The sequence below is a fragment of the Paraglaciecola sp. QJM3NY_14 genome (genome assembly GCF_056173245.1).
Genome location: NZ_CM149664.1, coordinates 1,711,270 through 1,729,493 on the forward strand (window position 1 = coordinate 1,711,270; position 18,224 = coordinate 1,729,493).

An 18,224-nucleotide genomic window follows, 5' to 3' on the forward strand; every position below is an offset into this window, starting at 1 on the left:
TGTAATTTGCAGACAATAATTACTCCCATATCCAAGATGGAACTCTCCTAAAATAATTGGATTGATTTTTGGTCCGGTAGATTGAATGTTTTTCCTAGAATATTGAGTGATGAATAAGGAAACTGCGCGCAAGGTCAATTTTCGGGCAAGGGAGTAGGCTACAGGGTATGCATGATATGTAGTGTTCGAAATTGATTTAGGCGCGCCTTAACAACTCTCTCGCTTTGGTCATTCCTCGTAGCCGGTGATGATGGGTATGGCGTTTAAATGCATTCATCATTTGCTCCGCACCGGCTGCGTAGCAGAAGTGTTTTTCGAACTCAGTTGTTAAGGTTAACCACTGAGCAGAGTCTAAACCCAATCTTTGTAGGATAGGGCTATGAGTGTTTTCGATATGACCGGCCTTGTCATCACGAATGCATCGGCCTGTCGTGTCTACCAATTCACAATAGTCTTTTAGCGAATACGCGATGCCTCTGGGCATGTTTTCACGAGGATTACCTACAAACGGCATTAAAGCACTCGGTTGCTCTCGTTTATTTTTAATCGCCTGCGCACTTTTTTTGATACTGGTGTGCTTTGATGTTTCGGGTGTTTTTGCCATTTTTGCACGAATGGGGTTTAAATCTACATAGGCCATGCACGCTAGCACAGCACATTCATCTAACAGGGCTTGTGATTTGAATCGCCCCTCCCACTAATTTATCAGGAGTAAATTAGAACAGCTTTAGCTGGCTTCGAAGAAGTGAACGACATGGATGTTGTGAATAAAATAAGGCGTATTGATTAAACTGATTTGGCTTTTTCGAGGTTGAGGCATAATCCATCTACCTGACAAAAATGAGACACATATTAAGCCTAATTTAGCCCTGAAAATTGACCATTTTTATCATGGGGGTCTCGATATTTTCCTGTTAATTTGTTGTTGGCGCAGGAGAAAGTGCTAATTCCAGCCGCTAGCGGTAGCGGCTTCTGGTGAGGACTAAACCACAATTAGTCTAATACTTTCTCAAGGAACGTTCGCACCGACTGGATATACAGCTTTTCGTTTGCGTCCATCGTTCGATGACCTGCATCTGGAATAATAACGGTTGTGGTATTCATGATCATTTCTGCATATTTGTGGCATGATCGCGGGCGTGCCTCGTCAAATTCACCGCAAATCATCAGGGTAGGCACTTTAATGTCCTCCAGTCGGTCGCTCATATCATAATCCTTGAGCGTGCCGTATCCGTTAAAATCAGTCACACCCCAGGTGGTAACGTACATTTCGTCATTACCCTCAGGACCATCATCCCGGTATGATGTGGTCGTGCACGGATCAGTTCGGCACATATGATGTAAATAAAACAGCTCAACAGCCGCTTTAAATTCAGGCTCGTCAAGTGAACCAGCAAAATTATTCTTCCTAAGCACAGCTCGCGCGTCCGTTGGCAAATCATCTACCCAATCCTGATTGTCTTTGTTCCACTGGGGGGTGGATATTAATGGGCTAGAAAGGATCGCGGCTTTGAGGCCATCAGGGTTACGCGATGCATATTCAGCAGAGAGTGTACCTCCCCAACTATGGCCTGCGATAATAACTTGGTCCAAATTTAACGCTTTGCGAATATAGTCAATCTCGTCAACAAACCTCTTCACGGTCCAATTTTTGGGATCGCCAATACGGTCTGAGTTACCGGTGTCCAATTGATCGTATAAAATAACAGGATATGTATCAGCGAGCGCAACATAGGCCATATTACCGCGGTGCGTCCCCCCTGGGCCGCCGTGCATCATAATGATTGTAGGCTTTTTGCCTAAGTGCTCCATCCCGTTCATTCGGTACCAAATGCGCCCCCCTTCAACGGCAATATAACCTGCCTGTTCTGGATCCTGATGCGCAAATACTGGCGCGCCGAGCACACTCAATAATAATGTTGCCGCGAGTACCGAAATAATTTTTTTCATCCTGATCCCCATTTTATTTTAGATCTCTACACCTGTTCAAAACCCTGGTGCTTGCGAACGAGGGCAGCTCAACTATACAGCAAAAAAATCTCGCGACACATGACGGGGCGATTTGGATATTATCTCAACTTCATCACCAGTGCGCAGGGTAAACGACCCGTTTTTCTTCGACTTGTTATCTTGGCTGTGCTGATACTCATTAATGCTATTTTTAACTACTCAAGTTGTAATAGGGGTTTAATAAAATCTAAAAATGCAGATATCCGCTTAGCCACGGGGGAGGATTTGTAAAATACTGCATTTATTTTTTCTCTATCTGTATTGAGCAATCGATGTGAATTTAACAATGTTATCAAAGCGCCCGATGCAATATCTTCACGAACCATAAATCCTGATAAGCATGCGATACCATTTCCTGATAACGACAGTTGTCGAATTGTTTCACCATTACTTGCCGTTAAAGTAGGGGCAACAAGCTCTCCGCCTTTAATAGGCCATTTATTAAGATATGTAATGTCAGAAAATCCAATAACATCATGATTTTTTAGATCTTGTGGGAGTTTAGGCATACCTCGTCTAACAATATACTCAGGTGATGCAACAATATATAGAGGACTCATACCTAGTGCTTTTGCATGCAAAGTAGAATCCTCGAGCTTACCGATACGAATAGCGACATCGGTTCTATTTTCTATTAAATCAATAAACGCTTCATTAGATCTTAGTTCAAGCTCAATGTCTGGATAGGCTAATTTAAAAGGTTGGATTAGTGGAATAAGCTGATGAAATATAAAAGGACTCGCAGCATTAACCCTTAACTTACCAGCAGGTAATGCACCTCGTGTAATAATATCATCTTCTGCCATTTCAATAGACTTCAAAGCCGCTCGAACCGCGTCAACGAATTTTCTGCCTTCATCTGTAAGCTCTATGCGTCTAGTTGTTCTGGTTAAAATACTTACTCCTAGTTGCTGCTCAATTTTACTGACTGCTCTGGAAACACGAGCAACTTGAATATTTAGCACATCTGCAGCCGCAGAAAACCCTCCTGAATCTGCAACACAAAGCAATATGTCTAAGTCATCTGAACGTGTTTTCAAATCAATATTCCCACCATATTTTGCAAAAGTAATTTGTTAATAATGCCATTTATCGCAACAGTATAGCGATTAATAATGGCGTCTACTAAGTGATGGACAATTTTATTGCTATCACTTTCGACCTATAACTTTTTAAAAATACTTGGAGATGATTATGCCATTAGCATTACTTGCATTAGCACTCAGTGCCTTTGCAATAGGCACAACAGAATTTGTTATCGTAGGTTTACTCCCTACCATGGCTCAAGACTTGAATGTATCGATTCCTTCCGCAGGCTTACTCGTCAGTTTGTATGCGCTAGGTGTGGCAATTGGTGCGCCTGTACTTACCGCCTTAACGGGGAAATGGAACAGAAAACACGTTCTATTATTTGTCATGGGTTTATTTGTTTTTGGTAACCTAGTGGCGTGGCAAGCCCCCAGTTTTGAAGCGCTTATAGTAGCCCGAATACTTACAGGGCTTGCACATGGTGTCTTCTTCTCAATCGGCTCTACCATTGCAACAGGATTAGTATCCAAAGAGAAAGCGGCTAGCGCCATAGCAATAATGTTTACAGGTTTGACAGTTGCTTTGGTAACTGGCGTGCCACTAGGGACTTATATAGGACAACAATTTGGCTGGGAAGCAACCTTTTTAACCGTTTCAGCACTAGGTTTACTCGCGATGCTAGGCAGTGCAATACTGGTTCCCAATAATTTAACGCAAGCTAAACCCGCAAGGATTTCAGCCCAATTAAAAGTATTAACCCAGCCTAGATTACTATTAGTTTACGCCATCACAGCTGTGGGTTATGGCGGTACCTTTGTCGCATTCACTTATTTAGCCCCTATTCTTAATCAAATTACAGGGTTAGCTCCTAGTGTTATTGGCTTGGTTATGTTGGTTTACGGCGTATCTGTTGCTATTGGTAATATTTGGGGCGGGAAAATGGCGGATAAAATGGGACCTATTAAGGCACTCACCATTATTTTTACTGGTCTTGCTGCAATATTATTTATATTTAACGTTACTGCTGTAAATCCGATCGCTGCAATAATTACCATTTTAGTATGGGGAGCTTTTGCCTTTGGTAACGTGCCAGGCTTACAAGTCTATGTTGTAAAATTAGCCGAGCAGCACACCCCAGACGCAGTCGATGTTGCTTCCGGATTGAACATAGCTGCTTTCAATGTCGGCATAGCCCTCGGAGCCTGGGGAGGAGGACTGATTGTTGAACAAGCTGGATTAATGAATACGCCTTGGGTTGGTGCCGTTGTGGTATTAATTGCATTAACACTTACTCGGGTTAGTGGAGCCTTGGATAATAAAGAAATGACGTTATCTTATAAAGTTTCTTAGCTTTTTATATGTTTGCCAACGACTACTTCACCGAAAGATACGGATCTTCATAGACGAAAATCCGCTTTCAGTTAATTACGAACGTCTATTGATTAGAAAATAAACAGCTGCTTTTTTGCCTAGATTCCCAGTAGGCTAGCAGCCTCAATAGATGACTATTCACCCTGCTAGGCTTGGACAGCTAGCAGATAATATTTAAAGGAGGAAACGGCGGGAGAGTACCAGTGATGTGTCGTTGCTATAGGGATTTCGTTGATGGGTCGGCGGATAGTTGTCTGCTTTTTACTGTGTTTTTTTGAACCTCTGACATTCGTGTTTTCTTCATCTTTATTGCTTCAAATGTCATGATTTTTCGTATGTTATATTTTCAAGCTACGCTCAAACCACTTTCAATTTATTTTTAATCTATTCTCATTGCACGGCTAATCCCTAGGTCCTGAATGACGAGTGGAACAGGCTGCGATCGACAAATCCGCTTGCTGATACGGGATGAAAATTTCCACTGTTTTACTCATGCACGATGCTTTCAGTTTTTCTCATTTTCGTTCACTTCCATTCACTTAAAACGACGAATGATTCAGTTTGCTTCACTTAAGGATTAGGTGTGTTTCTTAGGCGATTTATTCTGTGTCACTGTGTTAATTCGTGTTTAGTAAATTCTTGTAACTAGCAGAGGCTCGGAGCTAGCAGAGGGTAGCAGTCGTCTATCGCGTATACGAACACACTTGGTCACGCGCGTTGTACAGCGGAGCCACTCTAACAAACATGTAAAGGAAAGATCATGGATACTAGAAACGTTACGTACAATCAGCGAGGACCTGATGCTCACATCGAACATGCTTCAGCCTCCCTTTCTAACTACGCTTCACAACGCATTTTACCTCGCTCTTTACAGCACTATTGGTTGGTACTGTGCGGCTTACTTATGCTGTGCATGGGGGCGAGTCAAGTTCAGGCCGCAGATTTGGTTAACGGCGGATCAGTCTCCGGCACCATCTCAACAGCGGGTGAACAGGATACCTGGACGTTCAACGCCACAGCGGGTGAGCGTATTAATATTCAGTTGGTAGATTTAGCCGCTGGTGATTTATTTCCTCAAATGACGCTCTATGCGCCAGATGGTACACGCGTTACTTCGGCGAGTAATTATACAGTGGCCAGTATTTATAATGCTGAAGCGCCTGAAACAGGTACCTATTCTCTAGTCGTTCAAGACGGCACCTCACGGCAGGATAATACAGGCGCTTATGCGCTTCACTTTGCTAAATCCGTTGGCGCAAATGAAAACGGCACGCTGAATAATGGCGGTGTAGTGACCAGTGACATTGCGTTGGGTGATTTAGACACTTGGACATTTGAGGCTACGGCAGGTGAAAGACTGAACATTCAAATAGCGGATGTGGATGAAGGCGACTTTTTCCCTTTCATGACGCTTTATGCACCAGATGGAACTCGTGTGGGGTCTGCTAGTAATTACACTGTGGCAAATTTGTACAATGTTGCGGCCACACAGACAGGAACGTACATCTTGCTAGTGCAAGACGGTACAAGTCGACGTGAGCAGGTGGGTAATTATGAAGTGCACTTTGCTAAGTCCATTGGCGCTAACGAAAACGGCACGTTAAATAATGGCGGCGCGGTGAGCAGTGATATCACGTTAGGGGATTTAGACACCTGGACGTTCGAGGCTACGGCAGGTGAAAGACTGAACATTCAAATAGCGGATGTAGATGACACTGGCTTCTTTCCGTTCATGACGCTTTATGCGCCTGATGGCACCCGCGTAGGGTCTGCTAGTAATTATACGGTGGCAAATTTATACAATATTGCGGCCACACAAACAGGAACGTACATCTTGCTAGTGCAAGACGGCACAAGTCGACGTGATGAGGTAGGTAGTTATGAAGTGCACTTTGCTAAATCCGTTGGTGCTAACGAAAACGGCCCACTGATTAATGGCGGTGCGGTGAGCAGTGACATTACGTTAGGGGATTTAGATACCTGGACGTTCGAGGCCACGGCAGGCGAAAACTTGAATATTCAAATAGCGGATGTGGATAACACTGGCTTCTTTCCGTTCATGACGCTTTATGCACCAGATGGAACTCGTGTAGGGTCTGCTAGTAATTACACTGTGGCTAACTTATACAACGTTTCGGCCACACAAACAGGAACGTTTACCTTGCTGGTGCAAGACGGCACAAGTCGACGAGATCAGGTCGGTAATTATGAAGTGCACTTTGCTAAATCCGTTGGCGCTAACGAAAACGGCCCACTGATTAATGGCGGTGCGGTGAGCAGTGACATTACGTTAGGGGATTTAGATACCTGGACGTTCGAGGCCACGGCAGGCGAAAACCTGAATATTCAAATAGCGGATGTGGATAACACCGGCTTCTTTACATTCATGACGCTTTATGCACCAGATGGCACCCGCGTAGGGTCTGCTAGTAATTACACTGTGGCTAACTTATACAACGTTTCGGCCACACAAACAGGAACGTTTACCTTGCTGGTGCAAGACGGCACTAGTCGACGTGATCAGGTAGGTAATTATGAAGTGCACTTTGCTAAATCCGTTGGCGCTAACGAAAACGGCCCACTGATTAACGGCGGCTCAGTAAGTGGCGATATCACCTTAGGCGATTTAGATACCTGGACATTTGAGGCCATTGCAGGGGAACGTTTACATATTCAGCTATCTGATATCTTACGTAATGTGTACTTTCCCTTAATGACGCTTTATGCACCGGACGGTAGTCGAGTCAGTAGCGCAAGTAACTATTCTGTCGCTAATTTACGCAATATTCTTGCAACACAAACCGGGACGTACATCTTATTAGTGCAGGACGGTACAGGCCGACGTGACCAAACTAGCGATTATGAAATTCACTTTGCTAAGTCTCTCGGTGCTAATGAACATGGAAAATTAAGCGGCGCTGGTTCTTATTTTGAAACGGTCACGCAAGGTGACATTGATACATTCACCTTTGATGGGGTGGTGGGTGACGAAGTGACATTAGTCATGCGAGAGATTGAAGTCACTAATTTATCCCCCTTTATTACCTTGCATAATCCAGATGGGAGTTATTTCACTAACGCGAGCCATTACTCTGAGGCTGGGGTTTATAATTTGAGCTTACCGATGAATGGAACATATACCATTGTGCTCAGTGATGGTACTTCAGGCAGAGACCAGATTGGCGACTACGTTCTTGAATATAACCTGCCAACGGCAGCGCCTGATCCGCAGAAACCGATAGCGTCTGCGTCTTCTTCGCCAACGCTATTTAAAGATCAAGTTATTCAACTTAACGGTTCTGGCTCCTTCGACCCCGATGAAGCACCAGAGGCGCTCACGTATAGTTGGACATTGTTATCTGCACCAGATAGCAGCGCTGTAGCACAGGCAGATATTGCTGAGCCGAATAGCGCGAATGCCAGCGTACAACCTGATGTATATGGCGAATACCGTTTCGAACTCACTGTCAGTGATGGTTTACTCAGTGACAGTGCGATTGTAACTGTAATGGTTATCAACCGTGCACCTAGCGCCCATGCCGGTGCAGATCAAAACGCCGAATTAAATGTGCCTACGCAGCTCGATGGCAGTGCATCAAACGATGCGGACGGTGATTTACTGACTTACGCTTGGACGGTGGTTTCTGTGCCCTCAGGCAGCGCGGTCACTGCACTGCAAAATAGCACAAGTGTTAACCCAAGCTTTACACCAGACGTCGCAGGGGATTATGTATTTACCCTTGTGGTTGATGACGGTGAAGACAGTAGCATTGGCGACTCAGTTGTGGTGCGCGTGGCCCAGGCGAATGTAGCGCCCCAGGCTGATATTCAAGTGAGCGGCGACATGCTAACCGGTACACAAGTCGCTCTAGATGGCAGTGCCAGTGTTGACAATGACAACGGCCCTCAAGCCCTAACATACGAGTGGCAGGTGATAAGTGCGCCAGCGGGTAGCACTATTAATACGGCAAGTCTTATTAGCCAAGGAACAGCCACCACTAGCTTTACAGCTGATGTAGCGGGTACCTATCGTGTACAACTCGCTGTTTTCGATGGTGAGTTAACCGATGTGGTTGAGGCCAGTATTGTGATAAACGAGGTGGTGGTCAACCAAGGGCCAGTGGCCGATGCAGGTGCTGACCAGCAACAGGAACTTGGCGACAGCGTTGAGGTTAATGCCTCAGCAAGCTTTGACCCAGACCAAAGCCCCGCGCCACTGACGTTCGAATGGGTGTTTGTGTCAGTGCCCCAGGGTAGCTTGCTGGTTAGCGCGAGTATTGAAAGCACGCCTGCGGGGTTAGCGATGTTTGTGCCAGACGTCGCAGGTACTTATACGCTCATGGTCACCGTTAGCGATAGCGAGCTAACCGACTCGGACTCCGTCATGGTGACTGTCAGTGAAAATCAAATACCGGTTGCTGATGCCGGGAGTGACCAAACCGTTGATGCAGGCGAGCGCGTAGCGCTCGATGGCTCACTAAGTTATGACCCTGACTCAGGCCCTCAAGCGCTCAGCTATTTATGGGAGGTGGCTTCTCGCCCCGAAAATAGCGTAGCTACCGTTATCAATAACAATAATGTGCTGGCGTTTATCGAGCCTGATTTGGCTGGGTTGTATACATTGCGGTTAGTGGTGAGTGATGGGCAAGCCACGGACGAGGATGAGGTACTCATTGATGTGGTCAACGTGGAGCAACCAAGAATGTGCGATGTCGATGGCAATGATTTTGTGGATAGCCTAGATATTCGTGCTATCGCACGACTTCGCAATGCAACCGCAAGCGAAGGCGATGTGGCAGATTGGGATCAAAACGGTGTGATTAACGTGCTAGACGCCAGAGGTTGTGCACTTGAGTGTGACCTATCACGTTGCGCCTTAAAACCCGAGTAATACCAGCGAGATAAGCACAAGGATGTGCTGCTTTATCTCATATGGTCAGCAAACTAACGTTTAGCACACAAGATGTAGAAAATAACTCGAATTCAATAGATTAAATAAGGAATATTCATGTTGAACAATGCAAAAATCACTTTCATGCTCAAACACCTAATCCTCGGGGCGGTTTTGCTATCAGGAGTATGTAAAACAGTGAATGCACTGCCCATTTTATCGTTTAACAACACACAAAGTAACGTAAATGAAACGGTTAATATCGGCGATACGATTATTTTCGAACTCTGGTTTTCAGGATTAGAAAACGTCGATGTAGGCGGGTTTGAATTTTTGCTTGGGTTCAACGATGCTGTCAGCTCCCTTAATTCCGCAGTGGGAAATGCGTCATTAGATGAGTTTGATATTTTTGATTTAGCAAGAAATTCAAATTACATCGATGCCTACGCGGTATCATTTGCGGCCGATTTATCCACTCAGGCTAATGAGTTTATGTTTGCGACGCTATCGTTTATGGCCAGTGATGCAGGCGTCAGCAATCTTACTTTTAATAATCTTATCGTGTCAGATTTAACCGCGTTGGCTATGGATATCAGCGTGTTCGATGCACAAATTACGGTGGTCGATGATACAAACAACATGCCGGTGCCAACCCCGACATCGTGGGGCATATTCCTAATCGGAGTATTAGCCCTAGCGTGTCGATACAGAGGGCATAAACCAAGCTGATACGTTATTCGGCCATGGTTATGCGCGCTTTGAGCGACGTACTAGGGATCGAGAGGAAAAACGCTTGTTTCAGCGGTTTTAATTATGGATGAGATGATTACATGGTGTGTGGCTCAAGTGCCTGAAAGTCAGGTGAAGCGGCGAACCCAGGGCAAATGGCCTTTAGTTTATCGCGGTAGTAGCGGGCTTTTTCTTCATTACCTAAGTGCAACCAACTTAAAGCAAGTTGATGTAACGATACTGGGTCCGCCGCGGCATTGAGTGCCTCAGCTTGTTTTTTTAAAGAGGCTAAGAGCTCTGTGGTTTGCAACTCGGGTGACAGCTCAATGACCAAAATATACATAGCCAAACGAGACGCTTTTTGCATCACATTGGCTTCCCCTTTACTTACTTCACGGTCAAGCTCGGACATAGCATTGTGATACGCCTGGAGTGCTTTTTCCGAGTTACCTTGGGTGCGATAAACATCGGCGACATTAGACCAGAGTTGATATAACCCTGGGCCTCCCTCTTCGGTGATGCGCTTAATTTGCGGCTCAAAAATATCCAACGCCTGTTGGCTTTCACCTAGGTAAAAGTGCAGTACTGCAATATTCGATAACAACACTGCATGCTGCGGTTTGAGAGTTAACGCTCGTTGATAATGCGTTTTGGCGTTTTGTAAATCACCCACGCAAAACTGTAACGCCGCTAAGTTGTTTAAGGTTTGATAATTAACTGACAATTCAGCTGCACGGGAAAAATATTCGATAGCGCCCAATTGATCCCCTTTAAAATAATGAGCACGGCCTTGGGTATAAGGGATTTTCCAGTTGTCTGGCTCAAGCTCAGCTGCATGCACTAGCTGAGATGAAATGCGCGAGAAAAGTTCAGGCTCGCGGCTTTTTAAGAAGATGCGCATTTGGCTTTCAGCCATCTTTTGCAAAGCGGTAATATCATTGGGGTCCGTATGTAAGGCTTGTTCAAAGTGTGCGTTAGCAATTAGGTAATCGCCCTTAACACGGGCAAGGTTACCCAATGCATTTTGAATAAAAACAGAATCTGGCTCTATTTCGAAGCCAGTTGAGCAATATCTGGATGCTTCTTCAAGGTTATTTTTATCACTGGTTTCAAGGTTTTGTTCCACTAAAGCCGCGCACATGCCAGCGTATCCATGGACTAAATTTGGGGCGCTGCTAATCACCCGCTGAAAATCAGCCATTGCCCGCAAAATAACTTGCTCTGAGCGCTCACCTTCAAAATACTTCATGCCATTTAAGAACCGTTGCAGGCTATACCAATCGGCGATGTCTGCAATGGGACGTTTCGTGAGCAAGGTGTTTAAACCTTTTTTAAGCTGCAATTCAATATACTGTTGTGAAGAAGACTTGCTGAAAACCCCAGACCACACTTGCTGCATATCTTCATCTCGAGATAAAAATAAGCGAACCGCGATGTAGCGGCCTATCTCAATCAGCTCTGCGCTAATCACCAAATCTGCTTTTTTATTGCGTAATAATTCTTGAGGGCTTTGCACGCCAGCATGAAGGGCTGAGCTACCTACAATTAGTTGAGTAGGGCCTGCCAGTAATTGCTCAATGCTACGGGTTATATCTGCTCCTCTGCGGCCTTTAATCGGGATCACAGCGACTACTTTATTATCGATATCAACAACACCCGCTAGTGTATTACCTGCAGAATTTAAATCATCCATCGGCCAAAATCGGTCTATGACTAAGACGCCTAACAGCACTATTAGGGTGATTACCAAAAAGGGCAGGCGTTTATTTTTTCGTTGTTCTTGTTCTTGCTCTTGTTCTTTCGGGGGCGCTTGATGCGCTCGCTCAGAAGCATGTGGTTGAGAAGGGCTGTTATCCCCATCACTGCGGCTGTCATCCGCTGAGGGCGCTTTGAAAGTAAACGGTTTGCTAAGGTTTTGTTCAGCCTGAGGGGCTGACTGCATTTCACTGTTTATTGGTGTTTGCATTTGTGTGTGTTGCGCACTGAGCGAGGGAGGAACTTCATCGGTCTGAATACCAGATGCGTCATCACTCTCCAGCAAGCCGCTACTGGGCTGATGATCGACTTCAGCTGAATCTAAATACAGCGCCCATGCTTGCACATCGAGCGCTTTTGCTACCCGCTCAATACTTAAGGGGTCGACTGATTCGCCACGAAATACGCGACTTACCAGAGAGCGCGGTGCTTTCTTTAAGCCCTCTATTTGCTGTATTTTATCAACCACCTCCGCCTGAGACTTGAACCCAGCCGCTAACTGCGCTGTACGCAATTTTTGCTGGGATGCTCGAATTCCCCGGGAGCGTGGTTTGTTAAAAGGGCTATCTGTGTGTTGTCCTTTTGTCACAGTTGTCATCCACTTTGTTAATGTTGTTTTAAGGGATTTGGCCCAGTCATTATTAAACTAAAGTGCTAGAAAGTTAATCGATTTATGAGTGTTTTTTGATCAATTTTTGAGGGTTACTGCTGCCGCATTCTCAGTAAAGCATGCATTAGCACCGCGGTTAGTGCTCACTTAAGTGCGATAACCATTGCCAAATATCAAACAGTGAACGAACTAAAAGTTCTTTCACTTCAATATGTTGTGGCATTTGCTAAAGTAAGCGAAATTCAACAAAAGAGTTGTGCTATGAGTGCGTATTTGATTATCCAAGCAACCGTTCATGATTGGGATAAATTTAAGCTTTACACCCAAGCCGTTCCTCCATTGATTAAAAAGTTCGGCGGGCATTATATCGCGATGGGGGCACCGGAATTAATTGAAGGTAAGAGCGCGCCGAAAAGTATCGTGATGTCTCAATGGGCCAGTCGTGAAGCGGCGCACGCATTTTGGGACTCGCCAGAATACGCAGAAGCAAAAAAACACCGAGAAGGCACTGGTGAGTTCAACATCATGCTGATGGACGGCCTGTCACAAACCTCCTTGGAGTAGAATATGTCTATTGCTTATACCGCTGTTGCTTTGCAAACCCGCTGTTTTGCCGTTAACAAATTGAACGTGGCTGATGCTCGTCAAAAAATATTCGATAATATTCGGCGTGTGGGTAGGCATGTTGAAGGCACAAAAGGCTTCGTTGGCCCCAGCGTAAAAATGGTTGTGCTGCCAGAGTATTTTCTCACGAGCTTCCCTATGGGTGAATCGTTGGCTCAATGGAAGGAGAAAGGCGCGATTGCTCAAGATGGCAAAGAATATGAGCTACTTAGCGAAATTGCCCAAAAAAACCAAGTGTATTTGTCGGGCAATGTGTACGAGTTAGATCAACACTTTAAAGACTTGTATTTTCAAACCTCTTTTATTCTAGGCCCCAACGGTGATTGCATATTACGTTACCGCCGTTTGGTGTCGATGTTTGCGCCCACGCCCCACGACGTGCTGGATAAATACTTAGACGTGTACGGCCAATCGTCCTTGTTTCCGGTGGTCAAAACAGAACTTGGTAATTTAGCTTGTGTGGCATCTGAAGAAATTCTATATCCAGAAATTAGCCGCTGTTTGGTGATGAATCGTGCCGAGGTGTTGCTGCACAGTAGCTCAGAAGTCGGTTCGGTTGAGTTAACCCCCAAAGACATCGCCAAACGAGCGCGAGCGGTGGAAAACTTAGCCTATGTGGTGTCGGCTAATTCAGCGGGCATTGCCGATATTGATTTTCCCGCTGAGTCCACTGATGGCATGTCTAAATTAGTCGATTTCAAAGGCAGAGTCATGGCTGAGGCGGGTATGGGCGAGAGCATGGTGGCGAATGCTGAGCTTGATATCACCGCCTTGCGTCGTTATCGCAACAAACCAGGCATGGGCAATATTCTGTCACGTCAACGTAATGAGTTGTTTAGCCAGCATTACAGCCAAGCGGTTTATCCGGCCAATACCATGCTCAATGAAAAGCAGCAGGTGAAGGTGCCGCAGCGGAGTCATTTTATTCAAACGCAAATGAGCAGCATTGCAAACCTGAAAAAAGCAGGGGTGATTTTACCGGAGCAATCAGATGAGTAATCACATGCCAACAATGGCGATAATTAACCCGCGTACAGGCCAAGAAGATTTTGATTTACCCGTGTTTAGTACCGAGCAAGTAGCGAGTATCGCCCTTACTTTAAAACAGCAGCAAGCCGCGTGGTGGGAGAGCGGGCTAAGCGGGCGAATATCGGCACTAGAGCAATTGGCGAGTAAAATGGCCGAGCATAAAGCCAAACTAGTCGCTGCTCTTATTAACGACACAGGCCGTGCCAGTGAATCGGAACTGGAAGTAGATGTCACCATAAACGCGATACATCGCTGGTGTAAGCAAGCCCCAACGCTTTTAGCAAAAGGCGATTCGTGGGCGGCAGAAATTCCCTTTATTGAATTACAACAAGATTATTTACCTTACCCGCTGGTAGGGGTCATCAGCCCGTGGAACTTCCCGTTGTTGTTATCACTCGTGGATGCCATACCCGCATTGCTGGCTGGCAGTGCTGTGTTAATTAAACCCAGTGAAGTCACGTCGCGGTTCGTCGCCCCTTTTAATGACATACTTGAAAGCGTACCGGCTTTAGATAAGGTGCTTAGTTTCGTTACCGGTGTAGGGGAAACAGGCCAAGGTGTTATTAATACCGTGGATTCACTGTGTTTCACCGGCAGCGTGGCCACAGGGCGTCATGTGGGCAAAGCATGTGCTGAGCGATTTATTCCCGCCTTTTTAGAGTTGGGCGGTAAAGACCCAGCAGTGGTATGCCATGACGCAGATCCTGCGCTCGCCGCTAGAGCACTGTGTTGGGGCAGCATGGTCAATGCTGGGCAGTCTTGTATGTCACTTGAGCGGGTTTATGTGCACAAAGCGATCGCCGATGTGTTTTTAACGACGCTAGTGCAAAACGTCAACGCCCTTAAGCATAACTACCCTGATATTCAGCAAGGGCAAATCGGCCCCATCATTTCAGCTAAGCAGGTGGGCATTGTTGAGGCTCAGCTGCAAGACGCAAAAGATAAAGGTGCGACGATTTTATGTGGTGGTGAGGTGCTTAATTTAGGCGGCGGGCGTTACTGCGCACCTACGGTGCTAACTGACGTCACACCGGACATGGATATCGTAAGTCAGGAAACCTTCGCTGCTATTTTACCTGTGACCATAGTGGATAGCGACGAGCAGGGGATTGTGATGGCGAATGACTCCGAGTTTGGTTTATCGGCAGCGGTATTTAGCCAGAATGTGGACTATGCCAAGCAACTGGCCAGCCAATTAGAAGCAGGCGCTGTGAGCATTAACGATGCTTCATTAACGGCTTTGATCCATGAAGCAGAAAAGCAATCGTTTAAATACTCAGGCTTAGGTGGCTCGCGTATGGGCGCTGAATCAATCAGGCGCTTTACCCGTAAAAAGGCCTATATTCGCAACACTGGCGTACCATCCCCTTGGTGGTTTTAGCGCAATCTTTGTAAAGTAACGCGATAAAGAAAAGCCATAAGTGAAAGCAATAAAAATGAAAGCAACGAGCGAGCCTAATATTCGAAATTAGGGTCGCTTTTTTTATGCTTGATACTTAGTCAATGACTGAAATTATGACGTTTTACCCAAAGACGTGTGAACGGTGTGTTGCAGAGAGCGAACAAGAATAAAGCGTCAACGCGTATTCAAAAGGTGTAAGCACTTAAACGTTGGGGCAATGTATAGGTCGCGAGTATGTGGAGGTAGTGATTACAGAGGTAATAGTGAAAAATCCCCCAGCGTAATGGAGTAAAACGCTAGGGGATTGCAATGGGGCTAAACGTGTTTTTTTACTTGGCTGATAAGGATTACAGACAAGGCAACCAATACGCAGAAGATCATAAAGGCATTTTGATAGCTACCGTAGGCATCGTATATTGCGCCTGTGGCATAAATGCCCAGTCCACCACCGAATGCATCGAGCACGGTAATCGTTCCCAGCAACTTGCCTGAGGCTTTCAAACCGAAGTTATTCACGGCGTTTAATTGCAGCAAGGTGTAGAAACCACCCCACATAAAGCCAATTAATCCAATGGCAATCAGCACGTTATCTTTATCCGCGAATAGCATGCCTATTAAGCCTGTTAGCATCAGTAGCAGGTTTGTATAAAGCACACGCTTACCAGTAATTTTATCCGCCACTAAACCAAACAAAAACTTACCTATCAGTGCGGGGACAAATAATACGCTCAGGCCCGCTGCGGCAGATTGCAAAGTAAAGCCTAAATCCGTTAAGTGGAGCACCAAGTTCGCCTGAAACCCCATGATCGTATAAAAGGTAAACATGGCAATAAAGGCAATAGACCAAAACGAACGCGTTTTGATAGCCTCTTTGTAGGTTAACCCGTGTTGGGATAAATCAGCCCCAGGTGCATTCGCTTCACCTGAAAAGCCAAAAGGTTTTAGCCCAATGTCTGTCGGGCGATTACGCAGTAAGAACAGCGCCAGTAAGAACAATGCTGACGGAATCAGTGCGGCCAACTGCATGCCCTCACGCCATGTCATGCCATCAGCCAACCAAGAGCCAAACAAGGGGGCGAGTACGGCACCGCCAAGTGACGTCCCGACCACCGCAATGCCAATGGCAGTGCCGCGTAATTTTACGAACCAGTTTGACACCAAGATAACGGCCACGTTTAGGCCACACGCCAGCAGCACAATCGAAAAGGCTGCGTGTATCAAATACAGATCAGAGATATCTCTGATATTGCCGTAAGCATAGAAGCACAGACTAAGCACGACAGCACCGACCATGACCAAAAATTTCACCCCAATTTTATCGATTAAAATACCAACAAATGGCGCTAGCATGCCGGTGAGCGCTAATGTGATCAAGCCGCGCAGTTTCAAATCTCCACGGGACCAATCGCTGAATTCAGTGAGCATGGCACTGTCGAATGCCGTAATGCCGGTGATCACCATGCCGTTTGAAATTAACAAACACATCATGGCGATAAAAACGGTTATCCAGTGCATAGGATGTCCTATTCGTTTGCCCTCATTGGATATTGGGCTGTCACTTGATTCTGTTACTGATTGCATGGGAACTCCTGGTTTTCTTGTTGTTATCTGGAATGCTTTGGTTTCTTTTTATTAAACTAGGGTGCTTTCTAAGGAAAAGTGTTCATGTTGGCCAATTTTTACCGCCAACCCAATTACCTGCATACGCATTGAATTCATGTGTTTCTATTGACTGCCAAATGTTGGCCAGGTAATAAGGGTCACTGAATAAAATTGCTTTTGCTTCATCGATATCTTCTGTTTCAAGCACATAGAGCGAACCAATAATTTCACCGTCATCTTTCAATGGGCCTGCGACACAAATGTTTGCCATATTCTCTTCGACCCAAGCAAGGTGTGCGCCCAACTGCGCAAGCCGTATATGTTGCATTGAAGGTAGGTGATCGATGCAGTTAAATTGCACTAACATGGCGTTTTTGCTCACTTATTGGGATAAAGAACCGACGTGAAGCTAAAACGCTTCGCCGGATAAATACTTTGGGCAACCAGAATTAAATCGTCGTCACTCAAAGAGTAGTAGCGGCGTGTAATTTTCATTGCGGCGGAATCTGCCGTGGCTCCCAATTGTGATGCGAGGGGCTCAGGTAGAAGACAAGCTGAAATTTGCTGTTCGATTTTGCCAATTTTTTTATCATCTAAAGCTTCAATCACCGCGTAGATCGCTGTTTTAGTATCTTTGAGTTTTTCATCCACTTCATCTTGATGTGGTCGGCGGTAGATATTCGAATAACAGATGGGTTTTTTATCATGGGGCTCAAACCGCACACCGCCTATGTGTATGCATTCTTGCCCCGCTGCGCTATCGAGTAGCTCAGCCATTTGCTCGTCAAGGATGATCATGTCACTGACTTGCACTTCAAATCGGGTATTTTGACCAAAAGCCAACAAGTCTTTCACTGAGTTAATAAACTGATTAATTTGCTCGGGCATGGTGCTGCGTTTTACCAAGGTCCCTGAGCCTTGTTTGCGCTCCACTAGGCCTGTTTTTTCTACATGACGCAGGGCTTCACGAGCCGTATGGCGGCTAATTGAAAACTGCTCACAGAGTTGTTTTTCAGTTGGCAATAGCGTGTTGAGTGCATATTCACCGGCTAAAATTTGGCTGATCAACGTTTCCCCAATATCTTGATATTTAGGCAAAGTATGTTTAGTGGGTAGCGATTTGATTTTAGTCATTTATCCTCAATGGTTATTCGAATAACGAAAAAATACCT

General features: G+C 45.5%; 12 protein-coding genes and 1 pseudogene. 6 read left to right on the forward strand and 7 right to left on the reverse strand.

The features are described from left to right. Positions 1–196 precede the first annotated feature (196 nt). From AC0VYA_RS07310 to AC0VYA_RS07320, 3 genes and pseudogenes are all read right to left on the reverse strand, one after another. Positions 197–697, reverse strand: a pseudogene (locus tag AC0VYA_RS07310) (transposase); the annotation flags it as partial. Positions 698–993: 296 nt separating this feature from the next. After that, positions 994–1,950 (reverse strand): proline iminopeptidase-family hydrolase, encoded by a 957-nt coding sequence (locus tag AC0VYA_RS07315; RefSeq protein WP_475490553.1) that lies wholly within the window; start codon positions 1,948–1,950, stop codon positions 994–996. Positions 1,951–2,165: 215 nt separating this feature from the next. After that, positions 2,166–3,050 carry a LysR family transcriptional regulator gene (locus AC0VYA_RS07320; RefSeq protein ID WP_475490554.1) on the reverse strand — a complete coding sequence of 295 codons (885 nt, stop codon included), beginning with the start codon at positions 3,048–3,050 and terminating at the stop codon, positions 2,166–2,168. A 154-nt stretch (positions 3,051–3,204) separates the two neighbouring features. Here AC0VYA_RS07320 and AC0VYA_RS07325 point away from each other — a divergent pair, with 154 nt between their 5' ends. The 3 genes from AC0VYA_RS07325 (at position 3,205) to AC0VYA_RS07335 (ending at position 10,030) form a co-directional block, all read left to right on the forward strand. Continuing rightward, complete coding sequence (locus AC0VYA_RS07325) at positions 3,205–4,389, forward strand: MFS transporter (RefSeq protein WP_475490555.1); 1,185 nt, start codon at positions 3,205–3,207, stop codon at positions 4,387–4,389. Between the two features lie 781 nt (positions 4,390–5,170). Beyond that, positions 5,171–9,301, forward strand: coding sequence for a PKD domain-containing protein (locus tag AC0VYA_RS07330; RefSeq protein ID WP_475490556.1), 4,131 nt, complete (start codon positions 5,171–5,173; stop codon positions 9,299–9,301). A gap of 117 nt (positions 9,302–9,418) precedes the next feature. After that, on the forward strand, positions 9,419–10,030 hold the full coding sequence (locus tag AC0VYA_RS07335; protein WP_475490557.1) for a PEP-CTERM sorting domain-containing protein: 612 nt from the start codon (positions 9,419–9,421) through the stop codon (positions 10,028–10,030). A 97-nt stretch (positions 10,031–10,127) separates the two neighbouring features. Here AC0VYA_RS07335 and AC0VYA_RS07340 read toward each other — a convergent pair whose 3' ends face one another. After that, positions 10,128–12,383 (reverse strand): tetratricopeptide repeat protein, encoded by a 2,256-nt coding sequence (locus AC0VYA_RS07340; RefSeq protein ID WP_475490558.1) that lies wholly within the window; start codon positions 12,381–12,383, stop codon positions 10,128–10,130. A gap of 273 nt (positions 12,384–12,656) precedes the next feature. Between AC0VYA_RS07340 and AC0VYA_RS07345 the strand changes: the two genes are divergently transcribed. The 3 genes from AC0VYA_RS07345 to AC0VYA_RS07355 are packed head-to-tail and all read left to right on the forward strand — an operon-like array spanning position 12,657 to position 15,429. After that, positions 12,657–12,959 (forward strand): DUF1330 domain-containing protein, encoded by a 303-nt coding sequence (locus AC0VYA_RS07345; RefSeq protein WP_475490559.1) that lies wholly within the window; start codon positions 12,657–12,659, stop codon positions 12,957–12,959. 3 nt (positions 12,960–12,962) lie between these two features. Beyond that, positions 12,963–14,018, forward strand: a complete 1,056-nt coding sequence (locus tag AC0VYA_RS07350) for a nitrilase-related carbon-nitrogen hydrolase (protein ID WP_475490560.1) — start codon at positions 12,963–12,965, stop codon at positions 14,016–14,018. Continuing rightward, on the forward strand, positions 14,011–15,429 hold the full coding sequence (locus tag AC0VYA_RS07355) for an aldehyde dehydrogenase family protein (RefSeq protein ID WP_475490561.1): 1,419 nt from the start codon (positions 14,011–14,013) through the stop codon (positions 15,427–15,429). The genes AC0VYA_RS07350 and AC0VYA_RS07355 overlap by 8 nt, the downstream gene beginning before the upstream one ends. A gap of 336 nt (positions 15,430–15,765) precedes the next feature. Here AC0VYA_RS07355 and AC0VYA_RS07360 read toward each other — a convergent pair whose 3' ends face one another. The 3 genes from AC0VYA_RS07360 to AC0VYA_RS07370 all read right to left on the reverse strand — a co-directional run bounded on the left by AC0VYA_RS07360 (position 15,766) and on the right by AC0VYA_RS07370 (position 18,186). Then, positions 15,766–17,031 carry an MFS transporter gene (locus tag AC0VYA_RS07360; protein ID WP_475490562.1) on the reverse strand — a complete coding sequence of 422 codons (1,266 nt, stop codon included), beginning with the start codon at positions 17,029–17,031 and terminating at the stop codon, positions 15,766–15,768. Between the two features lie 82 nt (positions 17,032–17,113). Continuing rightward, entirely contained in the window at positions 17,114–17,419 is a 306-nt protein-coding gene (locus AC0VYA_RS07365) for a YciI family protein (protein WP_475490563.1), read from the reverse strand. A gap of 11 nt (positions 17,420–17,430) precedes the next feature. Further along, positions 17,431–18,186, reverse strand: coding sequence for a GntR family transcriptional regulator (locus AC0VYA_RS07370; protein ID WP_473479651.1), 756 nt, complete (start codon positions 18,184–18,186; stop codon positions 17,431–17,433). Positions 18,187–18,224: the final 38 nt, after the last annotated feature.

Bases quoted from the DNA above. Each gene is read 5' to 3' on its own strand.
- AC0VYA_RS07330 (WP_475490556.1), top strand. From the start codon at position 5,171: ATGGATACTAGAAACGTTACGTACAATCAGCGAGGACCTGATGCTCAC.
- AC0VYA_RS07365 (WP_475490563.1), bottom strand. From the start codon at position 17,419: ATGTTAGTGCAATTTAACTGCATCGATCACCTACCTTCAATGCAACAT.
- AC0VYA_RS07335 (WP_475490557.1), top strand. From the start codon at position 9,419: ATGTTGAACAATGCAAAAATCACTTTCATGCTCAAACACCTAATCCTC.
- AC0VYA_RS07370 (WP_473479651.1), bottom strand. From the start codon at position 18,186: ATGACTAAAATCAAATCGCTACCCACTAAACATACTTTGCCTAAATAT.
- AC0VYA_RS07350 (WP_475490560.1), top strand. From the start codon at position 12,963: ATGTCTATTGCTTATACCGCTGTTGCTTTGCAAACCCGCTGTTTTGCC.
- AC0VYA_RS07355 (WP_475490561.1), top strand. From the start codon at position 14,011: ATGAGTAATCACATGCCAACAATGGCGATAATTAACCCGCGTACAGGC.
- AC0VYA_RS07325 (WP_475490555.1), top strand. From the start codon at position 3,205: ATGCCATTAGCATTACTTGCATTAGCACTCAGTGCCTTTGCAATAGGC.
- AC0VYA_RS07360 (WP_475490562.1), bottom strand. From the start codon at position 17,031: ATGCAATCAGTAACAGAATCAAGTGACAGCCCAATATCCAATGAGGGC.
- AC0VYA_RS07315 (WP_475490553.1), bottom strand. From the start codon at position 1,950: ATGAAAAAAATTATTTCGGTACTCGCGGCAACATTATTATTGAGTGTG.
- AC0VYA_RS07340 (WP_475490558.1), bottom strand. From the start codon at position 12,383: ATGACAACTGTGACAAAAGGACAACACACAGATAGCCCTTTTAACAAA.
- AC0VYA_RS07345 (WP_475490559.1), top strand. From the start codon at position 12,657: ATGAGTGCGTATTTGATTATCCAAGCAACCGTTCATGATTGGGATAAA.